22 protein-coding genes are annotated in these 22,485 nt (G+C 65.1%); 10 read left to right on the top strand and 12 right to left on the bottom strand.

Annotated elements, in window-relative coordinates; all coding sequences use genetic code 11:
- The first annotated feature begins 197 nt into the window (after window positions 1–197).
- From KG088_RS13135 to KG088_RS13125, 3 genes are all read left to right on the top strand, one after another.
- On the top strand, window positions 198–683 hold the full coding sequence (locus tag KG088_RS13135; RefSeq protein WP_213825985.1) for a cupin domain-containing protein: 486 nt from the start codon (window positions 198–200) through the stop codon (window positions 681–683).
- 172 nt (window positions 684–855) lie between these two features.
- Window positions 856–1,416 (top strand): flavin reductase family protein, encoded by a 561-nt coding sequence (locus KG088_RS13130; RefSeq protein WP_213825984.1) that lies wholly within the window; start codon window positions 856–858, stop codon window positions 1,414–1,416.
- A 104-nt stretch (window positions 1,417–1,520) separates the two neighbouring features.
- Window positions 1,521–2,372 (top strand): glutathione S-transferase N-terminal domain-containing protein, encoded by an 852-nt coding sequence (locus KG088_RS13125; RefSeq protein WP_213825983.1) that lies wholly within the window; start codon window positions 1,521–1,523, stop codon window positions 2,370–2,372.
- Window positions 2,373–2,381: 9 nt separating this feature from the next.
- Here the strand turns inward: KG088_RS13125 and KG088_RS13120 are convergent, their stop codons facing one another.
- Window positions 2,382–2,861: a nucleoside deaminase gene (locus KG088_RS13120; RefSeq protein WP_213825982.1), complete on the bottom strand. Its 480-nt coding sequence runs from the start codon at window positions 2,859–2,861 to the stop codon at window positions 2,382–2,384.
- 75 nt (window positions 2,862–2,936) lie between these two features.
- Window positions 2,937–3,968 carry a GlxA family transcriptional regulator gene (locus KG088_RS13115; protein WP_213825981.1) on the bottom strand — a complete coding sequence of 344 codons (1,032 nt, stop codon included), beginning with the start codon at window positions 3,966–3,968 and terminating at the stop codon, window positions 2,937–2,939.
- Between the two features lie 248 nt (window positions 3,969–4,216).
- Between KG088_RS13115 and KG088_RS13110 the strand changes: the two genes are divergently transcribed.
- On the top strand, window positions 4,217–4,825 hold the full coding sequence (locus tag KG088_RS13110) for a LysE family translocator (protein WP_213825980.1): 609 nt from the start codon (window positions 4,217–4,219) through the stop codon (window positions 4,823–4,825).
- A gap of 25 nt (window positions 4,826–4,850) precedes the next feature.
- On the opposite strand, the gene KG088_RS13105 is transcribed toward KG088_RS13110, so the two are convergent.
- Window positions 4,851–8,156 (bottom strand): AAA family ATPase, encoded by a 3,306-nt coding sequence (locus tag KG088_RS13105; protein ID WP_213825979.1) that lies wholly within the window; start codon window positions 8,154–8,156, stop codon window positions 4,851–4,853.
- On the bottom strand, window positions 8,153–9,469 hold the full coding sequence (locus tag KG088_RS13100; RefSeq protein ID WP_213825978.1) for an exonuclease SbcCD subunit D: 1,317 nt from the start codon (window positions 9,467–9,469) through the stop codon (window positions 8,153–8,155). Before KG088_RS13100 ends, KG088_RS13105 begins: the two co-directional genes overlap by 4 nt.
- A gap of 75 nt (window positions 9,470–9,544) precedes the next feature.
- Here KG088_RS13100 and nfi point away from each other — a divergent pair, with 75 nt between their 5' ends.
- The gene (gene nfi / locus KG088_RS13095; protein WP_250148249.1) at window positions 9,545–10,216 is read left to right on the top strand and encodes a deoxyribonuclease V; all 672 of its coding nucleotides are present in this window, start codon (window positions 9,545–9,547) and stop codon (window positions 10,214–10,216) included.
- A 141-nt stretch (window positions 10,217–10,357) separates the two neighbouring features.
- On the opposite strand, the gene KG088_RS13090 is transcribed toward nfi, so the two are convergent.
- Window positions 10,358–11,260: an aldo/keto reductase gene (locus KG088_RS13090; protein WP_213825976.1), complete on the bottom strand. Its 903-nt coding sequence runs from the start codon at window positions 11,258–11,260 to the stop codon at window positions 10,358–10,360.
- Here KG088_RS13090 and KG088_RS13085 point away from each other — a divergent pair.
- The 3 genes from KG088_RS13085 to KG088_RS13075 all read left to right on the top strand — a co-directional run bounded on the left by KG088_RS13085 (window position 11,259) and on the right by KG088_RS13075 (window position 13,142).
- Window positions 11,259–11,966: a DUF1415 domain-containing protein gene (locus tag KG088_RS13085; RefSeq protein ID WP_319941433.1), complete on the top strand. Its 708-nt coding sequence runs from the start codon at window positions 11,259–11,261 to the stop codon at window positions 11,964–11,966. The two genes, KG088_RS13090 and KG088_RS13085, sit on opposite strands and share 2 nt — an antisense overlap.
- Before the next feature lie 105 nt (window positions 11,967–12,071).
- Window positions 12,072–12,572, top strand: coding sequence for a thiol peroxidase (gene tpx / locus KG088_RS13080; protein WP_213825975.1), 501 nt, complete (start codon window positions 12,072–12,074; stop codon window positions 12,570–12,572).
- A gap of 138 nt (window positions 12,573–12,710) precedes the next feature.
- Window positions 12,711–13,142 (top strand): OsmC family protein, encoded by a 432-nt coding sequence (locus tag KG088_RS13075; RefSeq protein ID WP_213825974.1) that lies wholly within the window; start codon window positions 12,711–12,713, stop codon window positions 13,140–13,142.
- A 72-nt stretch (window positions 13,143–13,214) separates the two neighbouring features.
- Here KG088_RS13075 and KG088_RS13070 read toward each other — a convergent pair whose 3' ends face one another.
- Both KG088_RS13070 and KG088_RS13065 read right to left on the bottom strand, forming a co-directional pair.
- On the bottom strand, window positions 13,215–13,889 hold the full coding sequence (locus KG088_RS13070; RefSeq protein WP_213825973.1) for a gamma-glutamyl-gamma-aminobutyrate hydrolase family protein: 675 nt from the start codon (window positions 13,887–13,889) through the stop codon (window positions 13,215–13,217).
- Window positions 13,886–14,893: an amidoligase family protein gene (locus KG088_RS13065; RefSeq protein ID WP_213825972.1), complete on the bottom strand. Its 1,008-nt coding sequence runs from the start codon at window positions 14,891–14,893 to the stop codon at window positions 13,886–13,888. The genes KG088_RS13070 and KG088_RS13065 overlap by 4 nt, the downstream gene beginning before the upstream one ends.
- A 197-nt stretch (window positions 14,894–15,090) precedes the next feature.
- On the opposite strand from KG088_RS13065, the gene KG088_RS13060 reads away from it, so the two are divergent.
- Together KG088_RS13060 and KG088_RS13055 are read left to right on the top strand one after the other, a co-directional pair.
- The gene (locus KG088_RS13060) at window positions 15,091–17,349 is read left to right on the top strand and encodes a mechanosensitive ion channel family protein (RefSeq protein WP_213825971.1); all 2,259 of its coding nucleotides are present in this window, start codon (window positions 15,091–15,093) and stop codon (window positions 17,347–17,349) included.
- Between the two features lie 70 nt (window positions 17,350–17,419).
- Window positions 17,420–17,800: a glutaredoxin family protein gene (locus KG088_RS13055; RefSeq protein ID WP_213825970.1), complete on the top strand. Its 381-nt coding sequence runs from the start codon at window positions 17,420–17,422 to the stop codon at window positions 17,798–17,800.
- 15 nt (window positions 17,801–17,815) lie between these two features.
- Here KG088_RS13055 and cdd read toward each other — a convergent pair whose 3' ends face one another.
- The 5 genes from cdd to deoC are packed head-to-tail and all read right to left on the bottom strand — an operon-like array spanning window position 17,816 to window position 22,401.
- Entirely contained in the window at window positions 17,816–18,247 is a 432-nt protein-coding gene (gene cdd, locus KG088_RS13050; protein ID WP_213825969.1) for a cytidine deaminase, read from the bottom strand.
- Complete coding sequence (deoD, locus tag KG088_RS13045; RefSeq protein ID WP_213825968.1) at window positions 18,244–18,978, bottom strand: purine-nucleoside phosphorylase; 735 nt, start codon at window positions 18,976–18,978, stop codon at window positions 18,244–18,246. The genes cdd and deoD overlap by 4 nt, the downstream gene beginning before the upstream one ends.
- The gene (locus KG088_RS13040) at window positions 18,978–20,252 is read right to left on the bottom strand and encodes a phosphopentomutase (protein WP_213825967.1); all 1,275 of its coding nucleotides are present in this window, start codon (window positions 20,250–20,252) and stop codon (window positions 18,978–18,980) included. Before KG088_RS13040 ends, deoD begins: the two co-directional genes overlap by 1 nt.
- A complete protein-coding gene (gene deoA / locus KG088_RS13035) occupies window positions 20,249–21,589 on the bottom strand; it encodes a thymidine phosphorylase (protein WP_213825966.1) in 1,341 nt (446 codons plus the stop codon). The genes KG088_RS13040 and deoA overlap by 4 nt, the downstream gene beginning before the upstream one ends.
- Complete coding sequence (gene deoC / locus KG088_RS13030; protein ID WP_213825965.1) at window positions 21,589–22,401, bottom strand: deoxyribose-phosphate aldolase; 813 nt, start codon at window positions 22,399–22,401, stop codon at window positions 21,589–21,591. The genes deoA and deoC overlap by 1 nt, the downstream gene beginning before the upstream one ends.
- Window positions 22,402–22,485 lie beyond the last annotated feature (84 nt).

Raw genomic sequence — 22,485 nt, 5'->3', positions numbered from 1 at the left:
GCAATCTATCGGCTTGTCCCTGCATACATCACCCCCCCTGTGACTCCCCACAGTACTGCGTGGGCAACAGGGTTTCTGGCCGCAGGCAAATCCTCATCAAATTCTCACGTGCTTATCACTCCCGGCACCTCTGGCGAAGCTATAGTGGACTCTGCCACGGAGCAATAAAGCCCCAAACCAACAGGGAGGGAATAGCGATGAAACGCCTATCACTGACCACGCAAAAAATCCGTGCAACAGCGGTACCCTGGGGTCGAAAGATCGCGTTACTGGCGTTACTGGCGTTGTCCGGCCCGGCTCTCGCCGCCGATGACAAAGCGTTCGTGCGCGAGTACGACAGCGAGCATATCCAATGGGGTCCCTGCCCCGCGTTTATGCCGGACTCCTGTGGTCTGGCCGTCTTGCAGGGTGACCCCAAAAAGAAGAATACCGATGTGCTCTTTCGCCTGCGCAGCAACACCACCGCGCCTCACCATTGGCACACCTCGGCGGAACGCATGGTGTTGTTGTCCGGGGAGATGATGGTGGACTACGACAACCAGGAGCCAGTGGTGATCGAGCCGGGTAACTACGCCTACGGTCCGCCGGAACTGCCCCATGTGGCGACTTGCCAGTCGCAGGAGGATTGCGTGCTGTTCATCGCCTTCAACGAGCCGGTGGATGCGTTCGCGGTGGATGAATAGTCACTGGCGGGTAAATTCGCAAGGGTAAGCCGCCACCCTGGCTGCCCTTGCGCAACGGACTGGATTCACTGTTAAAACTTAGACCCGATGAGCATAAGCCATGAATACTGGCAACTGGAGGGTCATTATCTTGCTGGCGTGTGTCGATACCCTGCTGACGGGATGAGCTGTCATGAGCGAATACCTCGAAAAAGTCCCCGTGCCGCTGGAGAGGGTGCGTCGCTACCTGGAGCCGGGCCCCATCACGCTGGTTTCATCGGCCTGTGAGGGGCAGCGTAATATCATGACCATGGGTTGGCATACGGTGATGGCGTTCTCGCCGTCGCTGGTGGGCTGCATCATCTCGGCCGGGAATCACAGCTTTGAGATAATCCGCCGCAGCGGCGAGTGTGTCATTAACCTGCCGACGACGGCTCTGACCGATCAGGTGGTGGGAGTCGGCAACAGCAGCGGCGCCAAGGTGGACAAGTTCGAGCGCTTCGGGCTGACCGCACAGCCGGCGGAGCGGGTGAGCGCACCGCTGATCGGGGAGTGCCACGCGCACTTCGAATGCCGGCTGTTCGACGACTGCCTGGTGGAGCGCTACAACTTCTTCATCTGGGAGGTGGTGTCGGCCCGTGCGGTGGTATCGCCCGGCTACCCGGAGACACTTCACTACACTGGCGACGGCGTCTTCATGGTGGCCGGCGAAGTCATCGACCGCCGCGACCGGTTCCTGCCACAGATGCTGTAGGCCCTGGCAGAGTGACTGGCGCCAATAGCGTCTCGAAGGCATGATATTCGCCTCGCCGCTCCCTGAAGAGGCGAGTGACAGTCACGCGCCTGAGGAGTCGCCCCATGTCCCGAACGACCCGCCTGCAAGACCTGATCCGGGTGTTGCGCCACCATACCGGCCCGATTGGCGGACCCGAGCTTGCCGAGCGGCTGGGTATTCCCCTGCGCACCCTCTACCAGGACATTGCCGCGCTGCGGGCGGTGGGGGTCGACGTCGTCAATGTACCCAACCAGGGGTACGTGCTGCCGTCCGAAGTGACACTGCCCCCCACGGCGTTGGCCGAACCCGCTCCGCGGGAACCGGCCGAGCTCATTTTCTACACCCATCCGCTCTCGCGGGGCGGGATCGTCCACTGGATGCTTGAAGAGCTCGGCGTGCCCTATCGCACGGTGCTCCTCGAATACGGCACCACCATGAAGTCGCCGGACTATCTGGCCCTCAACCCCATGGGCAAGGTGCCGGCCATCCGCCATGGGGACGCGGTAGTCACCGAGGCCGCCGCCATCTGCGCCTATCTCGCCGATGCCTTCCCCGAGGCCGGTCTGGCGCCGCCAATCGCCGCCCGAGGCGACTATTACCGCTGGCTGTTCTTCGCGGCAGGCCCCCTCGAGACGGCTATCGCGCTCAACAACCTCGGCTTGCAGCCCACGGTCGAGCAGCAGGGGCAGCTCGGCTGCGGTGACTACTGGGTTCTGATCGACACCCTGGCGTCCGCCGTCGATGGCCGGCTGTTTATCGCCGGCGATGCGTTCAGTGCCGCCGACGTCTATGTCGGCTCGCATATTGGCTGGGGCATGCACTTCGGTACCCTGCCACGCCGGGCCGAGTTTGAGGCCTACTGGGCAGCCCTTCGCGAGCGACCAGCTCTCCAGCGCTGCGAGGCCTATATCGAGCAGGTGCTGGCGGAAGGCTGATTTGTGGGCTCAGGCGCCGTGTAGCCGGCGATGCAGGTGGCGGATGCGCTCGGCGAATTCAGGCACCGGCCCTTCGACCACCGCGTCCGGCACGACCTCCCGGATCGACAGCGGACGCACTCTGGGCGGGGCCACGCCCAGCTCTTCCAGCCATTCCACCAGCTGCTCGGACGAGCTGGCATAGACGATTCGTCCCAGCCCCACCCACCCATGCGCCGCCGCGCACATGGGGCAGTGCTCCCCGGAGGTGTAGACAGTGGCCAGGGAGCGCTCCTCGGGCGTCAGGTTCTTCGCCGCCCAGCGTGCGATGAAGAACTCCGGATGCTGGGTGGCATCCCCGCCGGCCACATGGTTGTGGTCCTCCACCAGCACGTCGTCACCATCGCCACTCACTAGTACCGAGCCGAAAGGCTCGTCGCCGGCTTTCAGGGCCTCTTCCGCCAGCGCCACGCAGCGTTGAAGGTGTTGTCTGTCTGTCTCGGTAACCATCGTTTCTCTCTGATCCATTGATGTTGGGTCCCACGAGATTTGTCGGGTCTCGTGAGCCATTTTCGTGACCGATATTTACCAGACCGATTTGCCGTTCACGACATTCTCGAGATCCATACGCATTGCGTCGTCATTGACGATGGCATCGTGTGCCTCGGCGTTTTCCGGTCCGAAACTTGCCTTGTAGACGCTCGGAGACACACACAGCCTGCGCTCGAAGACGCGGCGCAGCGTCGCGGTGGTCCCGAAACCGGCATTGTCGGCCACGGCTTGTATCGATTGCGCCGACGCCTCCAGCAGGCGGCGGGCCAAACTCAGGCGCACATCCTCGATGTAGCGGGAAATCGTGATGTTCGTGACCTTCTTGAACCGACGCCCCAGCGACCGCTCGCTCATCGCCGCGCGTTTTGCCAGTCGTGAGAGGGACAAGTCTGCGCGTGGATTCTCCCAGATATACAGTTGCACCCGGCGAATCCGGGGGTCTTCCGTCGCATCTGCCATCAGTTGCGAACTGAACTGGGACTGCCCGCTTTGGCGCCGCATGACCAGCACCATGAAGCGCGCGATATCCAGTGCCAGCTGACGCCCATGATCCGCCTCGATCACGGCGAGGGCGAGATCGACACCCGCCAGCATGCCCGCCGACGTCCAGAATTTTCCCGAGTGGATAAAGATCGCGTCGGGTTCGACCTGCGTACTGAAAGCGTTGTCCGTTTGCAGGCGCATCGCTTCGAGCCAATGCGTGGCGATCTTGTGTCCGTTCGTGATGCCCGATGCCAGCAGCACGGTAGAGCCTGTGCACACCGAGCCCATCCGCACGCAACGCGGCTCCAGCCTGCGAATCCATGACGTGAAGCGCTCGTCCTCGGCCGCGGCGAAGCAGCCCGGCCCACCGGCGATGAGCAAAAGGTCGATACGGTCGGGCAAGTCCTCGCAGCAACAGGTCGGCTCGAGCTTCAGAAAGCTTCCGGCGACAGGTACGGCGGCGCCGTCAATCGAGGCGGTGATCGGATCATAGAGCCGACGCCCGGTCAGGAAGTTGGCCAGACCGAAGGGTTCGAGCGGGCCACAGACATCCACTGAGGCCACTTGGGGGTAGATCAGCATCACCACCCGGTGCAGACGATCGAAAGCAGGTCCAGTGTTCACAAGACAGTTCCTATCTACGCCACGCGCTCATGAAGAAGGCAATCACCTTCCCGAAGCCTGCGCGTTTTTCGCCTGCTGAAAACACTTGACGCCAAAAGTCGCACGCTTGCGGCCAAGTGCGTCGCCAGCACTGGAGCGGTGTGAGGGGCCGTGCCACCGTTTCATTACACAGCCTATAAACGATTGCTCACCAAGTCGAAGAACTCATGGAGCTGACGGCGCTTTGTACCTATGTGATTACGCTTGCCGCGCTGACGTTGGCTCCTGGCCCCCTTGTTGCCGTGCTGGCCGCTCGGTCCGCCAGCAGAGATCGGCGCGGCGCCTGCGCCATCGCGATCGGTATCTGTGCCGGCGACATCCTTGTCATTCTGACGATCTGCGCCGGTCTGGGCTTCTGGCTGCAGGCGCATCCCGAGGTCTTCACCTTCGCCAAATATGCGGGCGTCGGATTTCTGCTCTGGATGGCGCTCCGCATGTGGCTCCAATCGGAGGTAGCGACGGATCATTCGCTGCCGGTCTCCGGGGGCGCGACCTCGTTTCTAACGGGCTTGGCTATCTGCCTGAGCAGCCCGCAGACCGTGGTGATGTATCTCGTGCTTCTGCCGCGCGTCACCGACCTGACCCTGGTGCGATGGCAGGATGCGATCCTGTTGATCGTTGCCACGATCGGTGCGCTGTTCGGCGTCTTCCTGCTGGTTATCCTGTTGGCTGGAACAATGCAAAGCGTACTGCGTTCTTCCTACGCCATGCATCTTTGGGCGCGAGGCATGTCGCTCACTGTTGCGCTGTCGGCGATGTGGATTTTCGTGGGGTGAGTTAGGCGCATGCTACTTTTCGATATTACAGGCTCACCAACATCGCCTTGCTAGTCCCGTTGCCCAGCGGTTCCACCTGGATCTGCACGGGGATGCGCTCGTGCATTTCCTGCACGTGTGAGATCACCCCTACGCGGCGGCCCAGCGCCTGCAAGCCGTCGAGCGCTTCCATGGCGAGCGCCAGGGATTGCGGGTCGAGGCTGCCGAAGCCTTCGTCGATGAACAGCGACTCGATCATGAGGTCACCCGACGCCATGGAGGCGAGCCCCAGGGCGAGGGCGAGCGAGACCAGGAAGGTCTCGCCTCCGGAGAGGGAGTGTACCGAGCGGCGTTCGTCGCCCATATCAACGTCCACCACCAGCAGGCCCAGGGGGCTGCCGCCGCGCGCCAGCCGGTAGCGGCGACTGAGGCCGGCGAGGTGGGTGTTGGCGTGTTCCAGCAGTTGCTCCAGGTTGTAGGCTTGGGCGATGCGCCGGAACGTCTTGCCGTCGGCGGAACCGATCAGCTCGCTGATCTGGCCCCAGCGGCGGTACTCGGCACGGGCCGCTTCCAGCTCGGCCTGGCATTCCTGTTGGCGGGTGCGCCGGCGGTCGTCGTCGTGCAGGGCATGCAGTGCCTCGTCGCGATGTCGCTGTGCTGTGTCGAGTCGCGGCGCGAGTGCCTCGCCTTCGCCTGTCAGCGCCTCGTGGCGCTGCCGGATCTCGTCCTGCACGATATCGCTCAGCAGCGTGTCGTCATTCGTCTCGTCCCCGGTCAGTGCCTGGTCGCGGCGATGGGCGAGCAGTGCCTGGCGGCGCTCGGCGAGGGTGGCGTCGGCCTGCTGCCGTGCCTGCTCGGCGTCATTCACCGCCTGTTCCTGGCGTCGTGCCTCGTCGTCGGGCTGGGCCAACAGCCGCGCCAGAGTGGCGTCATCGAGTTCGGGGTGGGCGCGGCGCCAGTCGGCCATCTCGCGGTCCAGAGTGGCGCGCTCCTGACCCAGCGCGATGAGTCGCTCGCTCTCGTACTGCCCTTGCTGGGCGAGCCGTTGTTGCTGCTTTTGAGCCTCATGGAACCCGGCCAATGCCGTGTCGCGCGCCTGGCGGGCGCTGGATTGGTGGGCGTCGAGCTGTCGCTGCCAGGTGTCCGGTGAGGCGTGCTCACCGAGCAGGGCGGCGAGACGGCGGGCGCGTTCGTCACGCTGCTGACGCAGGGGGGGAAGGCGTTCATCGAGTCCGGCGAGTGCCTTGCCGAGCTCGTCGCGGCGGGTCTCGAGCCGGGTGAGCGTCAGCCTGCCGTCCTGCAGTGCCTTTTCCAGTGGTGCCAGTTCGGCTTCGGCCCTGGCCAGTTCGTCCAGCACGGTTTGGTCATGCTGACGCGCCGTGTCGCTCTCCCGCTGCTGAGTCGACAGCCAGGCGTCGCGTTCGGCGTCTTCGATAGGGGCGAATTCGCCATGCAGCGGATGGTCGGCCAGGGCCTGGCGAGCCGCTTCCAGGCGCCGCTCGATGTCCTGAAGGTCGCGGTGGTGCTGTTTCAAGGTCGCCTCGACGGAGCGATAGTCGCCCACCAGTTCGTCGCGTTGGCGCTGGGCCTCGTCCCGTTCGCTCTCCGCCTGTATCAGCTGACGTGACTCCTCGGCCTGTTGGGCGGCGAGCTGAGCGGCCTCGGGCGTGGCCGGCGGCTGGTGGCGCCAGGGGTGGTCGAGGCCGCCGCACACCGGGCAGGCCTCGCCCTCCGTCAGGCCTTCGCGCAGCGTCGTCACGCTCTCGCTGCGCACGGCGCGGTGGCGTTGAATGACCTCATGCACGGCGCGGTAGTGTCGCGCCCGGTCGTCCCATCGCTGCCGGGCGGCCTTGCCTTGCTCGCATAGCTGCGCCTTGCGTCGTTTGTTCGCCGTCAGGCGCCCGGCGAGCTTGCGGTGGTCCTCATCGGTGCGGCGGGCCGCCTGCCAGCGGTTCTCAAGCTCGCTCAACGCCAGGCTGCGCCGGGCGGCTCGGTCATGCTGGTGCTGCGCCGCCTGGCGAGCGTCGTCCAGCCGTTCGTGGTCGCCCATCAGCCGGCGCAGGGTGATTTGCCACGTCTCGCGCTGCTGGCGATGTCGTTGTTGTTCGTCGTCGGCCTGTCGGCGCTCGATAGCGAGTTCATTCGCCTGCTGTCGGCGCTCTTGCTGCGCCGTCTCGAGTTCCGTCAGCTGCTTTTCTAGGGTGGCGAGCGCCTGGGTTTCGTCACGGGCCTCGCGCAGGGCGGGCTCGGCCTGGCGGCGTGCCGTCTCGGCATCGATCAGCGTTTGCTCGGCCGCGGTGTGGTCTCGGTGGGCCTGCTGCTGCTGGCTTTCGGCGGCCTTCAGCGCTTCTTGTGTCTGGTCATGCGTCGTCTCGAGGGTGGCAATCTCGGCGGGCAGTTCGGCCTGGCGGGTCAGGCGGTGGCGCTGGGGGGCGAGCAGTCGACGCCACTCGCGATCGGCACGGTAGGAGGCCAGGGCTTGCCACTGCGTCTCTGATTCCTGTTGCTGTTGGCGCCCCTCGGCGTGGTTGCGTCGAAGCTGCTCGTCGGTATCGTGCCAGCGCTGCCGGGTTTCCAGCCGCGTGGCCTGTTGCTGGGCGGCATTCAGTTCTCGCTCGGCGGAGTCGCTAGTCCTTTCCAGCGCGGCGCGGGCCCCGGGCTCGGCGGGCAGGTCGTCGGCGAGGCGGGCCTCGAGTCTGGCGACCGCCTGTCTGGCCTCGCTGGCACGGCGGAAGGCCGCCATGGAGATCTGCGAGTATTCGGCGGTGCCGGTGAGGCGCTCCAACAGATCGCTGCGCGCGTTATCGTCGGCCTGCAGAAAGGCAGCGAACTCGCTCTGGGCCAGCAGCACGGCGCGAGTGAACTGGTCGAAGCTGAGCCCCAGGCGCTCGGGCAGCAGGCGGTCGAACTCGCGCTTCTGGGTGGACAGCAGCCGGTCATCGTCGAGATCGCGCAGCGACTGTTCCGCGGCCTGGAGGCGACCATCGGCCTTGTGGCGGGCGCGGCGCACGGCCCAACGAGCACGGTAACGTCGACCGTCGCGGCCCAGGAAGTCCACCTCGGCGTGGCCCGCGGCGGTACCGCGACGCAGCAGGGTGCGGGCGTCGCTGGTAGTCAGCGTGGAGTCCGGGGTGTCGTCGATCTGACTGTCGCGGTTGGGCGCCTGGCGCAGCCGCGGCGTGCTGCCGTAGAGCGCCAGGCACAGCGCATCGAGCAGGGTGCTCTTGCCGGCGCCGGTGGGGCCGGTGATGGCGAAGAGCCCGGCGTCGCACAGCGGGGGCGCGGTGAAGTCGAGTTCGAGTGGGCCGGGCAGCGAGGCCAGGTTTTCCAGGCGCAGGGCGAGGATCCTCATGGGCGGGCCTCACCGGTGTCGGTCGCCGCGTCATCCAGCACGTCCTGGCGCAGCCGGTCGAAGTCGGCCAGCACCGCCGCGTCGGGCGGCTCGCCCCAGCGCTGCTGCCAGGTGAGCTCGAAGAGCCGGCGCGGCCCGAGCGTCTCCAGGTCGACCCGTGCCGGGGCCTCCTCGCCCTCGACCCGGGGCAGGCGCCGTTCCAGGCGCAGCATCCGCAGCGCCTTGCCGGCCAGCGCCGCGTCCACCCGGGCGCGCAGGTCGGGGATCGGCGCCTCGAGCTCGACGCAGACTTCCAGCCAGGGCCAGCGCTCTCTTGAAAGCTCCCGCCCCCGAGCTTTTGATAGCTCCCGCCCCCGAGCTTGGGGTAACTCAGGATCGCTCTCCAGAGCCTCGAGCTCGCTCAGCACCTTTTCCAGCGGGGCGGGGCCGAGGCGGTGCATGGCCACCGGACGCGGCACGGGGATCGCGTCCACCGCGGCCAGGGCATTGCCGTCGAGCGTGACGTCCAACACCTGATGGGGATAGGCCACTTCGCTGAAGTCCAGCGGGAGTGGACTGCCGCTGTAGCGGATGCGCGCCTCGCCGACCTGCTGGGCACGATGCAGGTGGCCCAATGCCACGTAGGCGATCTCGGGCGGGAAGAGCGCGGCGGAGATCGACTCTTCGCCGCCGATCACGATGGGGCGCTCGCTGGCCTCGGAGACGGCGGCGCCCTGCAGGTGGGCGTGGCTCATGGCCACCAGCGCCTGGTCGGGTTCACGCCGTTGGCGGGCCGCGTCGATGAGCTGTGCGTGGACGCGGCTGATGCCGGTGACATAGTCGCTGCCCGCCTCTCCGTCGGGGGCAGCGATGGCGTTGCCGGTGACCTCGGCGGGCCGCAGGAAGGGCAGCGCCAGGCACCAGGCGCGGGTCATGCCCGCCTCGTCGGTGAGCGGCACCAGCAGGCGCTCGGCGTCGAGCCGGCCGTCGTCCAGCCAGCTCACCCGGCCCAGGGCGTGGGTGCGCAGCCGACGCATCAACGGTGCCGGCAGCTCGATGCGGTTGCCGCTATCGTGGTTGCCGGCGATCATCACCAGGTCGAGTCGGGGCAGACGCTCGTGGGCGCTGACGATGAAGTCATAGAGCAACGTCTGGGCTTGCAGCGAGGGATTGACCACGTCGAAGACGTCGCCGGCCACCAGCAGGACGTCGGCCCGGCGTTGCTCTAGGGTGTCGAGCAGCCAGGCGAGGAAGGCGCGGTGTTCGGCATGGCGCTCCTGGCCGTGGAAACTCTGGCCCAGGTGCCAGTCGGCGGTATGAATCAGTCTCAGCATCGGCTCCCCGGTATAGCGTCACGCAGTAAAACCACTAGTCTAACCCGAGCGACGCCGACGAATCAGGGAGCTAGGATGTCGACCACCCCCTTGCACGAATGGAATCTTGCCCCGGCGGAGGCCGTTGCCCTCCAGAAACAGCTCGCCGTCCGCCTCGAACTCGAGGATCGCCTCGATCCGGTAACCCGGATCGCCGGGGTGGACATCGGCTTCGAAGAGGGTGGCGAGATCACCCGCGCCGCCGTGGTCGTGTTGACCTGGCCGGAGCTGACGCTGGGCGAGCAGGTGGTCCATCGCGAGCCGACCCGCATGCCCTATGTGCCGGGGCTGTTGTCGTTTCGCGAGATACCCGCGGCATTGGCCGCCTTCGACCGGCTCGCCGTCCGGCCTGAACTGGTGATGGTCGATGGCCACGGCATCGCGCATCCGCGTCGGCTGGGGGTCGCGGCGCACCTGGGGCTATGGCTCGACCTGCCAACGATCGGTGTGGCGAAATCACGCCTCTGTGGCCGTTACGGTGAGGTAGGCGAGGCGCGCGGCGACTGGACGCCCTTGCTCGATCGCCACGAGACCATCGGTGCGGTGCTGCGCTCGCGGGTCGGCGTCAAGCCGCTGTTCATCTCACCGGGCCACCGGCTCTGTCTCGACACCGCGCTGGGGTGGGTGGTGGCCTGCCTCGGGCGAACCAAGTTGCCGGAGCCGACACGGCTGGCCGATCGGCTGGCTTCGCGGCGGGGAAAGCTGTGATTGACTACTGCGCTAGATATCCAGGCCGCCGGCGGTGCTCGCAATCCTCATTGAGCACCCAGTCAACTCCGGTTGCTGTGCTCCGGCGGCCGACCTGCCTATCGTCGCTCGCTACGTAAATCCCTCGCTTTCCCGGCCCTTTTACACGATATCCAGTGAGGTTTTCCGGGTGGGGGCGGGAAATGCCGCATCGAGACGCTTCAGGGCGTCGTCATCGAGTTTAATGCCCAGCGCTTCGGCATTCTGGGCCACGTGCGCGCTCTGCACCGCCTTGGGGATGGCGATCACGTCGCGATAGTCGTCGCCACGCCGTCCATCGATTGGTCGGATCGCCCAGGCGAGCAGCAGCTGAGAGGGGGTAATGCCAAGGTCATTGGCCACTTCCAGCACCGTGGGGTGGTTGAGCAGTTCGCCGCGCAGGGCACCGGCCTGGGCCAGCGGGCAATAGGCCATGGTGGGTATGGCGCGCTCGCGCTGCCAGGGCAGCAGGGCGTGTTCAATGCCTCGCGAGCCCAGATGATAGAGGACCTGATTGACCGCGCACTGGTCGCCGCCAGGAGTCGCCTCGAGGGCTTCCATCTCTTCGACATCGAAGTTGGAAACGCCGAAGCGGCGAATCTTGCCGCTCTCGCGCAGCCGCTCGAAGGCGTCCAGCGTGTCTTCCAGTGGGATATCGCCGGGCCAGTGGAGCAGGTAGAGATCCAGATGGTCGGTCTTCAGCCGGGCGAGGCTTCGCTCACAGGCGGCGATGACACCGTCGCGTCCGGCGTTCCAGGGATAGACCTTGGACACCACGAAGGCCTCGTCACGGCGACCGGTGAGCGCCTCGCCCACGATCTCCTCGGCGCCGCCGTCGCCGTACATCTCGGCAGTGTCGATCAGCGTCAGGCCGAGCTCGAGCCCTTGTTGCAGCGCGCGCACTTCATCGCGACGCGGAGAAAGTCCTTCGCCCATATACCAAGTGCCCTGACCGATGGCGGGCAGTGCGATCGGGGGTTCGTGGGCAGTGGCCGCAAGACTGACATGCGGGGTGGACTGAGTCATGACGCATCTCCTGAGTGGCGGTCTGTCGGTGGACGATCTGTCGGTGGAAAGGCATGCCTTCAAGCTGGAACAGCAAATGTCGCTTTGCAATCCGTCCACAGCCGACGGACCATACGACATCTTTCCCTGCTTGCCGAGCCTGACCATGACCGCTTCCGCCCCCCTCGCGTCGACCCGTGCCTGGATCGAGACCTTCGTGGTCGCTCACGATATCTGCCCCTTCGCCGGCCGAGAATTAGAGCGCGACACGATTCGCTACGTCGAGGTCGAGGCCGGCGACTGGGAGGCCGCGTTGCTGAGGCTTATCGAGGAGTGCCAGCGGCTGGACGACGAACCGGCCATCGAGACGACTCTGCTGGTGCTGACAGGTGGTGTCGAGGCTTTCGACGACTACCTCGACCTGCTGGACATTGCCGAGGCATTGATGCTTGAGCAGGGCTACGAGGGGGTGTATCAGCTGGCAAGTTTTCATCCCGACTACTGTTTCGAGGACGCCGAGCCAGAAGATCCTGCGAATTTCACCAACCGCTCGCCCTGGCCCATGTTGCACCTGTTGCGCGAGGCGAGCGTGGAGCAGGCGGTGGCGTATCATGCCGATCCCGAGGCGATTCCCGAGCGCAACATTGTCGAGATGCGTCGCCTCGGGCACGCTCAGCTGTCGCGGCGCCTGGCGGAACTTCGAGGGCAGGAGGTTGGCGAGGCCTGAGACAGGTCCAGGGTATTGCGTCGTTTTGCTCAACAATTCATTAATTTAACTTTTTCATTCTACTGCTTAGTTATTTAACGTTTATTTATTTAATAAGGAGTTCGCATGCAACAGGTCACCCGTGCCGGTACGCCGGTGGATGTCGATGGCAATCTTCCCGCCGTCGGGCAGGCGGCGGCGCCGCTCACGCTGACCAATACGGACCTTGTCGACGTGACGCTGGCGAACTGGGCCGGCAAGCGCAAGGTGCTCAATATCCTTCCAAGCGTCGATACGCCGACGTGTGCAATGTCTACGCGGCGCTTCAACGAGCTGGCGTCCAGCATGGCGAACGCCGTGGTGCTGGTGGTATCGGCGGACCTTCCCTTCGCCGCCAAGCGTTTCTGCGGTGCTGAGGGCCTGGATGAGGTCGAGACCCTCTCGACTTTCCGCCATCCTGCCTTTCACAAGGATTGGGGGGTGGCCCTCTGCAGCGGCCCGATGTCGGGCTTGTGCGCGCGGGCGGTGGTCGTGCTCGACGAACAGGATCGGGTGATCCATAGTCAGTTGGTCGAGGAGATCAAGGAGCAGCCGGACTATGACGCGGCGCTGAACGCCCTGAGCTAACTTGCTTGGCGGGTCGAGCCTGGCGGGTCGAGCCAGCGTTTCATCACTGACTGCCGGCGCCGGGTTGATAACCCGGCCTTGAGGTCCCACATAAAGGGGTGGCTTGTTGCCATCCATCATTTTTTCGGGAGACGTTTCATGAGCATCACCAAGACAGCCTCTGCCCGCTGGCAGGGCGGTTTGAAGAACGGCAAGGGAACGATATCCACCGAAAGCGGCGTGCTGAAGGAAGCGCCGTACGGGTTCAAGCAGCGCTTCGAGGGTCAGGCAGGCTCCAACCCCGAGGAGCTGATTGGTGCGGCCCATGCCAGCTGTTTCTCCATGGCACTATCGCTGATTCTGGGTGAAGCCGACATGGAAGCCGAGAGCATCGATACCAAGGCCACAGTAACGCTCGAGCAGGATGACGATGGTTTCAGTATCCCGGCCATTCATCTCGAGACCCACGTTCGTATGCCCGGGGCCGACCAGACTGCCTTCGAAGAGGCCGCCGAAAAGGCCAAGGCAGGCTGCCCGGTGTCCAAGCTGCTCAATGCCAATATCACACTGAAGGCCACTCTCGATAACTGACTCGAGGCAGGCTCGGCACGATCGCAACGGCCACCTACGGGTGGCCGTTTTCACGATGGGGCCCACGACCGCTCAGGGTCGGTCGGCGGCTTCGATCAAGGCGCGGATCAAGCGCTGCTGGGGGGGGTTAAAGATCAGCCATTCCGGGTGCCATTGCACACCGATCAGGAAGGTATGGTCGCGTGACTCGATGCCCTGCACCAGGCCGTTGCGATCGCGGGCGACGATCTCGATGCCGCGCCCGGCCTGCTGAACCGCCTGATGGTGCAGGCTGTTGATGCGACACCAGGTGACACCGAGGATGCGATGAAGCTGACTGTCGCCGACGATGTCCACGGTCTTGCGTGGCAGCACGGTACGCCGCTGCTTGAGCCCCTCGTGGGTGGTGTAGATATCCGGGTCGAGGGTGCCGCCGAGATGTACGTTGATCAGCTGCGCGCCCCGACAGATGCCCAGCACCGGCGTGCCCTGGGGAATGAAACGCTTCAGCAGGGTCAGCTCCAGTTCGTCGCGTTGGGGATCGAGTCGGACATCCAACTGGACTTCCCCACCGTATAAATGCGCCTGGAGGTCATCACCACCGCCGATGATCAGGCCATCGAGGTGCTCCGGTATCGGGCGTGAGGGCGACAGGCGTACCGGACGCCCTCCATGGCGCCATACGGCGAACCAGTCAAAGAGCCAGGCTATCTGGCTCTTGGCGTCGGAGGTGGTAATGCCGATCAGTGGGCGAATGTCTTGACTCACGAACCCCCCATCCAGTCGCGCAGCTTATCCATCCAGCGGGTCACCGGCGAACGCGTATGGCGAGCCAGATAAGCGGCCGAACGCTCGGTAAGCGCCACCTTGTCGGCCGCCAGACGCTCGACTTCGACCCAGCGATTCCATTCCACTGCCGACCCCCAGCCGGGTTCCGAAAGGCGCGCATCGGGGAGCCGATAGTGAAAGGTCGGACGCGGCTTGACCAGCTTGTGGTGGAACAGCGGATGGGGATAGTCGGGGCGCAGGTAGGCAAAGAGCGGGAACATATCCAGTTCGCGGTTACGCGACGGGTTATATTCCAGATAATCGCCGATCAGGGTGTCCACGTTGGGGGCATAGCTGGGTTCGAGGATCTTCAGGGCGTAGGGCTTGGGAAAAGGGTTGGCGTGGGGCAGAACCTCTCGAGTGATATCGATATCGATCTGTTCGCGCAGCCACTGGGCGCTGAGCAGGTAGGCGCGTAGATGATCCAGAATGCTCGCCACTTCCAGGCTCGGCGCCTCGGGATTGAGGTGTAGCCCAAAGCCATAAAGCAAACTGTCATTGGTGCCCTTGGCCCCATGGACGCGGAGGGCCTCAAAGAGCGCATCAAGTTCGTGGAGCTCATCCCAGCGTACCGGCGGGCAGACGATTTCGGTCGGTACCAGGCCGGTGACGACATCACCAATCAGCTCGCGGGTACGCGTATGGAAATCAACTCGTGCCTGATGGCGATGACGCTCCAGGTCGCTGTCGTCCTTGGGGCCGGCGTTGATCAAGGCATCGTCGGGATGGGCGTACTGGGTATCAAGCTCGATGACGAAATCACCCCAGCGGGTGTCCTTGACCTTCAGACGGTGGGCGCTCACCGTTACCACCTCGCCGCCGAACAGCTCCTGCACCAACGCCGTGGTATCACGCGGGGGCAAGCCGGCAAACTCGATCTCGACCCCTACGCGTCGGATCTCGCCCGACGAATTGCAGGGTTCGGGTGGCGACAAGGGCGTCATGGCGGCATCCTGTGCACGATGTGAGGTGGTAGATATTATATCGCAGCCTATCATAATGCCTGCCCTCGTCGCCGGCGGATCAGCCTAAACGAAACGGAGTTGAGATGTTGTCCACTGCATGCCAGCCGGATCGGAAGCGCCCACCGCGAGACTCATGGGTACGGGCGCTGCTGCCTTGTCTGTGGTGGGGATTGCTGATGCTTTGCCTGAGTGTTCCGACCCAGGCCCAGGTGTCGCCAATGGGACTGCCAGGCCTGTCGGAGGGCGGCAACGAAACCCAGCAGCACGATCCCCAGGCTTTCCAGAATTCTCTCGAGGAGGTGATCGCGACACTGGAGAATGCCGAGCAACGCGATGCCCTGCTGGAAAGCCTGCGCGAGCTCCAGCAGGTGCAGGGGGAGGCCGCAAAGCAGGGTGGCGCGCTACCTCGCCAAGGGCTTCTGGGTGCTCTGGCCGAAACCTTTACCGAGCTTGGCGATCAGGCGGAGGCCGGCCAGTCGCCGGTCGACGACTGGCGTCGCCAGCTGAATCAGGGCTGGTCGGATCTCACTGCACTGATGACCCGTACCGGTAATGCCGAGTTGTTGCGTTTCGTCATCGAAGGCGCCGTGCTGCTGGGAATCTGGGGCGGTCTGGTGGTGATGCTGGTAGCCCTGGGGCGTCTGTTGGCACGCCGCTATGGCTGGCCGCTGGACCTGCCGCGTGAGCCGCGGGCCTGGCTGCTGGCCATGCATTTCCTGCGTCGGCTGCTACCGTGGGCCCTGGCGTTCGGCCTGGTGCTGGGCATCTCTCAGTTGATACCGGACAGTCCCGGTCGCCTGATGGCCATGGTCGTGGCGTATGTCGCGCTCTGCGGTCGAACGCTGTCGGTGGTGGTCGAAACCTTCGTCTCGGTCTTCACGCGGGGACACCGTTACATCGCCGTAAAGATCCTGCAACAACAGGCGCTGCGCCCGCTGTTTGTCATCGGCGCACTTGTCGCTCTCGGGGATGCGTTCCAATCGACTCGGCTCATGGAGACGATAGGCAACGAGCTGGCCGGCCTGATGTCGGTGCTGGCCAATATGCTGGCGGCCCTGCTCAGCGGTCGCTTCATCGTGCGTTTCAAGCGCCCGATCAAACATCTGATTCGTAACCGGCCCTATCGGTATCGCCGAAGCAGGGGCAGTTCACAGGACATGATCCGTGTCCTCGGGGGGCTCTGGCACGTGCCTGCCCTGCTGTTGGTGGGCGGGTCGTTGGTGGCGATCTTCATCTCGGCGGGCGATGTCGGCACGGCCCTGGCGCGTTCGATCATTTCCGCGTCATTACTGGTCCTCGCTCTGGTCGTCACGGGATTGATACGTCGCCAGTCCGAGCGTAGCGTCAAGCGGCGTCGGCTCAGCGACTATCGCAAGCGGCTCGAGCGCTTCGGCTACGCGCTGTCCCATGTGATCACTTGGGTCGTGTTCCTGGAGTTGTCGCTTCAGGTGTGGGGTGGCTCACTCCTGGGGATCGGTCAGCAAGGCGTCGCCAGCGCGCGAATCGGACAGGCGTTGATGGCGATTGGCTTTACGGTGTTGCTGGCCTGGCTGGCCTGGATTTTCGCCGATACGGCCATCCACCGAACCTTGACCAAGCCGGCACGCGGTCGGGGGCGACGCATGAACCTGGCGCGCGCCCAGACGATCATGCCGATGGTGCGTAACGTGATCTTCGTGACCATCCTGATCATTGCCGCCATCGTCGGCCTGGCCAACCTGGGGGTCAACGTTACGCCGCTGCTGGCCGGTGCCGGCATCATAGGCCTGGCGATCGGTTTCGGTGCGCAGACCCTGGTCCAGGACCTCATCACTGGCATCTTTATCCTCATCGAGGACTCCCTGGCGGTGGACGACTTCGTCAGGATCAATGGCCATATTGGTACCGTCGAGGGGCTGACGCTGCGTACCGTTCGCCTGCGCGACCTGGATGCCATCGTGCACATCATCACCTTCAGCCGTATCGAGTCCATCCATAACATGTCGCGTCAGTTCGGCATCGCGCTGATGAGGATCCGCATTCCCTACACCATGAAGATCGATGACGCGATCACCCTCATGCACGATATCGCCCTGGACCTGCGTCAGGATCCGGTGATGCGCCATCATATCTGGTCACCCCTGGAGATGCAGGGAATCGACAGCTTCGAAGAGGGTTGTCCGATCCTGCGCATGCGCTTTCGTACGGCGCCGGAAATGCAATGGGACGTGGCTCGCGCCTATAACCTGCTTCTCAAGCAGCGCATGGAAGATCAGTCGCTGGACCTGGGCATCCCGCGGCTCAGTGTCAGCATGGAGGGAATGGGCGGCGGCCGTCTGGATGGCAGCAGCAGCGAGGGAGATGGCCGCGACGCAACCGGACGTGAACCCGGCGAGGCTGGCGCGGCGGACCCAGACAGCGACACCATCGTCCGGGGGGCACCAGATTCGGGTTGATAAGCGTGGATTGATGAGCTAAATGGCCGGCGACGTTGTCACAGCAGTTCGGAAAACGGCGAGGATCATCATGCCATCACTGCTCAAGAAAATGCTCGCCCCGCTGGAGTGGGTGGCCGACAAGTTAGGTACGTCAGCAGAAGTCGAGCGTAGTCCTGAAGAACAAGCGCGGGTGGATCAGGCCTGTCAGCACCTGGCGCTCTACCAGTTTCGCTCTTGCCCTTTCAGTATCAAGGTGCGACGCGAAATCACCCGTCTCAATCTCAAGATCGAGGTGCGCGATGCCCAGCTCGACCCTGAGCATCGCCGAGAGCTCAAGGAAGGCGGCGGTAAAGTGCAGGTTCCCTGCCTGCGCATTGCCAATCCGGATGGCCCGGCCCAATGGATGTACGAATCGCGCGACATCATTGCCTGGCTGCGCCAGCGTTTCGGTGCTGAAACGGTCGCGTGACCAGCCGGCCGACTGCTATCGCAACGGGTTCTCCTGCCTCGGCAAATTCTCCGGCCCGAACGCATCGGGCAGCAGCTGCTCGATACGGTAGCGCTTGAGCAGTCGACCCTGGGCATCGACCACGTGGATGAGGGTGTCGGGCGTGGCGAACTCGCGAATGCGCTGGCGACAATCCCCACAGGGCGTGCAGAGATGCGCGCCAGGGCCGATGACATAGACGTGGCGCAGCTGGCGCTCGCCGGCACTGGCCATGGCGGCAATCGCCGAGGCCTCGGCGCACAGCCCCTTGTAGTGGGCGACTTCCACATTGGCCCCGGGATAGCGTCTGCCGCTCTCGCTTTCCACCAAGGCCCCGACCGGATGGCGCGAGTAGGGGGCGTAGGCGCGATCGCGCACCGCGATCAGCTCAGCCACGATGGTGGCATCGATATCGGTTGTTTCGCTCATGACGCCGTCTCCCTGGCCCGATCGTCGCGCAGCACGCCCTCAAGGGCGACCTCCATCATCTCGTTGAAGGTGCTCTGGCGCTCGTCGCTGGATAGCGAATCGCCCTTGAGGATGTGATCGGAGACGGTGCAGAGGGTCGCCGCCCGAGCGCCCAGCTCGGCCGCCACGCCATAGAGCCCGGCGGCCTCCATCTCCACGCCGACGATCGCGTAGCGTTTGAGCAGCTCGGCGGTGTGCGGGCGTGGATCGTAGAACAGGTCGGCCGAGAAGAGGTTACCCACCTTGACCGGCACGCCGAGCACTGCTGCCGCATCGACGGCATGGCGCGTCAGCTCGAAGTCGGCGATGGCGGCGAAGTCCATACCGCCGAAGCGGGTGCGGTTGACGACCGAATCGGTGCAGGCGCCCATGCCGATCACCACATCGCGTACCGCCACGTCATCGCGTACCGCGCCGCAGGAGCCGACCCGAATCAGCGATGTGACGCCGTACTCGCTGATCAGCTCCTTGGCATAGATCGACACCGAGGGAATGCCCATGCCATGCCCCATGACCGATATCGCCCGATCCTTGTAGCGGCCGGTATAGCCGAACATGTTGCGTACGCTATTCACTTCCCGCACCTCGTCGAGAAAGGTCTCGGCAATGTACTTCGCCCGCAGCGGATCGCCCGGCATCAGGACGGTATCGGCGAAGTCGCCGGGCTGAGCGTTGATATGGGGCGTGGCCATCAGTGGGCTCCTGTCGAGGACAGCGGGGAAACGGGGGTGGAAGACGTGGCGGAGGACGGCAGAAAGCTGCTGCCATCGGCCATTGGTGGCAAGCCGAAATGGGTGGCGAGGCTCTGACCGATATCGGCGAAGGTCTCGCGGGCGCCGAGCGAACCGGCGGCCAGTCCCGCCCCCAAGGCCAGTATCGGAATGTGCTCGCGGGTATGGTCGGTGCCGGGCCAGGTCGGGTCGCAGCCGTGATCGGCGGTGAGAATCACCAGCGCCTCGTCATCGACGCGCGCAAGCAGCTCGGGCAGGCGGGCGTCGAACCGCTCAAGCGCCGCGGCATAGCCCGGCACGTCGCGACGGTGACCATAGACCATGTCGAAGTCGACGAAGTTGGTCATTACCAGCGAGTGCTCGCCGGCCGTGTCCATTGCCGCCAGGGTGGCATCCATCAGGGCGTCGTGGCCGCTGGCCTTGACGGCGCGACTGATACCGCAATGGGCATAGATGTCGGCGATCTTGCCGACCGCGATGACCTCGCCACCGGCCTCGACGAGTCGCTGCAGCACGGTGGGCGAGGGCGGCTCGACGCTGTAGTCGCGTCGGTTGGCGGTGCGGGCAAAGGTGTCCGCAGTGTCGCCCGTGAACGGCCGCGCGATGACCCGGCCGATGTTGTAGGGCGCGAGATGCTCGCGAGCGGTCTCGCACAGCCGACAGAGCCGCTCGAGGCCGAAGTGCTCCTCGTGGGCGGCGATCTGGAACACCGAGTCCGCCGAGGTATAGACGATGGGCTTGCCGCTGGCGATGTGCGCCTCGCCCAGCCGAGCGATGATCTCGGTGCCCGAGGCGTGGCAGTTGCCGAGTACGCCGGGAAGTTCGGCATCGCGAATCAGCGCGTCGAGCAATTCGCTTGGAAAGCTGTCGTGCTGGTCCGCGAAATAGCCCCACTCGAAGCGCACCGGCACGCCGGCGATTTCCCAGTGCCCCGAGGGCGTGTCCTTGCCGGACGAGAGTTCGCGCGCGTGGCCGTAGGCGCCATCGATACGCTCGGGCACCGCCACGCCTTCCGCCCATTCGCCGGTACTGGCGTGGTGGGCATGGAAGAGGCCCAGCTGTGCCAGGTTGGGCAGGCGCAACGGGCCCGAGCGCTCGCTGGAGTCGGCCTGCCCCGCCGCGCAGGCACGGGCGATATGGCCGAGAGTGTCGGCGCCTGCATCGCCGAAGGCGGCGGCATCCGGGGCGCTGCCGATGCCGAAGGAGTCGAGTACCAGAACGATGGAGCGTGTCATGTGTCCTCCAGACGGATCGCGTCGTGAATCAAGGGCCCAGCCCTCACCGCCGTGTCGTCGACTCGGGTGGCCTGGCGAACCTGATGGGCGGCACGCTCGCCACTCGCGCGGTCGCGAGCGTGGATGATCGCCAGGGGACGCTCGGCGTCGACGCGCTCGCCGATGGCGGCGATATTGGCGAGTCCTACACTGTGATCGATGGCGGCCGAGGCCTCGAGGCGCCCACCGCCGAGTTCCACCACGGCCATGCCGAGCGCGCGCGTGTCGAGTTGCTGGACGATGCCTTCGCGGTCGGCATGCACGGCCAGGCGCACTGGCGCCTCGGGCAGATGGTCGTCGGGGCGTTCCAGCAGATCGTTGGGGCCGCCGAGGCCCGCCACCATGCGCGCGAAGCGCTCGGCGGCGGCACCCGAGAACAGCGCCTTGTCGAGCCTGTCGCGTGCCTCTTCCCGCGTGGCGGCCAGGTGGCCCATGAGCAGCATTTCCACGCCCAGCGCCCGGGTGACCTCGTACAGTCGCCGGTCGGACAGGTCTCCGCCCAACAGACGCAAGGCAGCATGCACTTCTAGGGCATTGCCGGCGCAGGCGGCCAGCGGCTGGTTCATGTCGGTGAGCAGGGCCGTGGTCGGCGTGCCCGCGCGCGTCGCGACGTCGGCGAGGGAGCCGGCCAGTTCGCGCGACGCCTGCGCGGTGGGCATGAAGGCGCCGCTTCCGACCTTGACGTCCATCACTAGTCCATCGAGCCCGCAGGCCAGTTTCTTGCCGAGGATCGAGGCGACGATCAACGGCAGCGACTCCACGGTGGCCGTGACGTCGCGCACCGCATAGAGCCGCTTGTCGGCCGGGGCCAGGTCGGCGGTCTGGCCGATGATCGCCACGCCGACGTCCTTGACCAGCGCCCTGAAGCGCGCCATGTCCGGCGAGACGTCGTAACCCGGGATCGACTCGAGCTTGTCCAGGGTGCCGCCGGTATGCCCGAGCCCGCGTCCGGATATCATCGGCACGTGGCCCCCGCAGGCGGCCACCCAGGGACCGAGTACCAGCGAGACGAGGTCGCCGACGCCGCCGGTGGAGTGCTTGTCGAGCAACGGGCCGGGCAGGTCCAACGCTTTCCAGCGCAGCACCTGCCCGGAGTCGCGGGTGGCGGCGGTCAGCACGACCGTCTCGGCGTCGCTCATGCCGTTGAGATAGACCGCCATGGCGAAGGCGCCGATCTGCCCGTCGCCGATGTCGCCTCGGGCGATGCCGTTGACGAAGTCCTGGATCGCCTCGGCGGGCAGCTCATTGCCATCGCGCTTGCGGCGGATCAGTTCCTGGGGAAGCAGGGTGCCGACCATCAGTAGCCTCCAGGAGGGCCCGACGTCGAATCATGGAGGCCAGCGTCGAGCGTGTCGAGCAGGCTCCCGAGCAGGCTGGAGGCGCCGAAGCGAAAGTGTTCCGGCGTCACCCACGCCTCGCCCATGAGGCGCGTGGCAAGCTGCAGATAGGCCCGTGCGTCTTCGGCGCTCTTCACGCCGCCGGCAGCCTTGAAGCCTACCTCTCGGCTAGCGGTGTGCTGCCCACTTTCCTTGATCGCGGTCAGCAGGATCTCGGCGGCCTCCAGGGTAGCGTTCACCGCCACCTTGCCAGTCGAGGTCTTGAGGAAATCGGCGCCGGCGGCGATGGCTTGGTCGGCGGCGCGACGAAGCTGCTCGGGGTCATCCCATTCGCCGGTTTCGAGTATCACCTTGAGCGGGGCCTTGCCACAGGCAGCCTTGCAGACGGCTACCAGCTTGCGGCCCAAGGCTTCGTCACCATTCATGAAGGCCCGGTATGGAAATACCACGTCGACTTCATCGGCACCGGCGGCGATGGCTTCGCGGGTCTCGCTGGCCGCCGAGGTAACATCCGCTTTGCCGTGCGGGAAGTTGGTCACGGTGGCGACGCGCACCTTACCCGCCAGGCCATGTTCGGTGAGTGCATGGCGGGCGGTGGCAACGAAGGCGGGATAGACGCAGACCGCCGCGGGATGGCCTGCGGGAGTGTCGGCCTGTTCACAGAGCTGCCGGATGCGGCGGTCGTTGTCATCGTCGTTGAGGCTGGTCAGGTCCATCAGTGTTAACGCTTGGCGAGCTACGCGTTGCAGCTCGTTGAGTGCCGCGTCGGTCATGGCGTATTCCATCGCTTAGGTGTCGTTGATGGACGAGACGCTGCGGCGGGGCCACAGCGTGTCCTAGTCATTAAGGTCTCGTCG

The organism is Halomonas jincaotanensis, assembly GCF_018448785.1.
GTDB lineage: Bacteria > Pseudomonadota > Gammaproteobacteria > Pseudomonadales > Halomonadaceae > Halomonas > Halomonas jincaotanensis.
This window is presented reverse-complemented; position numbering and strand designations above follow the sequence as displayed.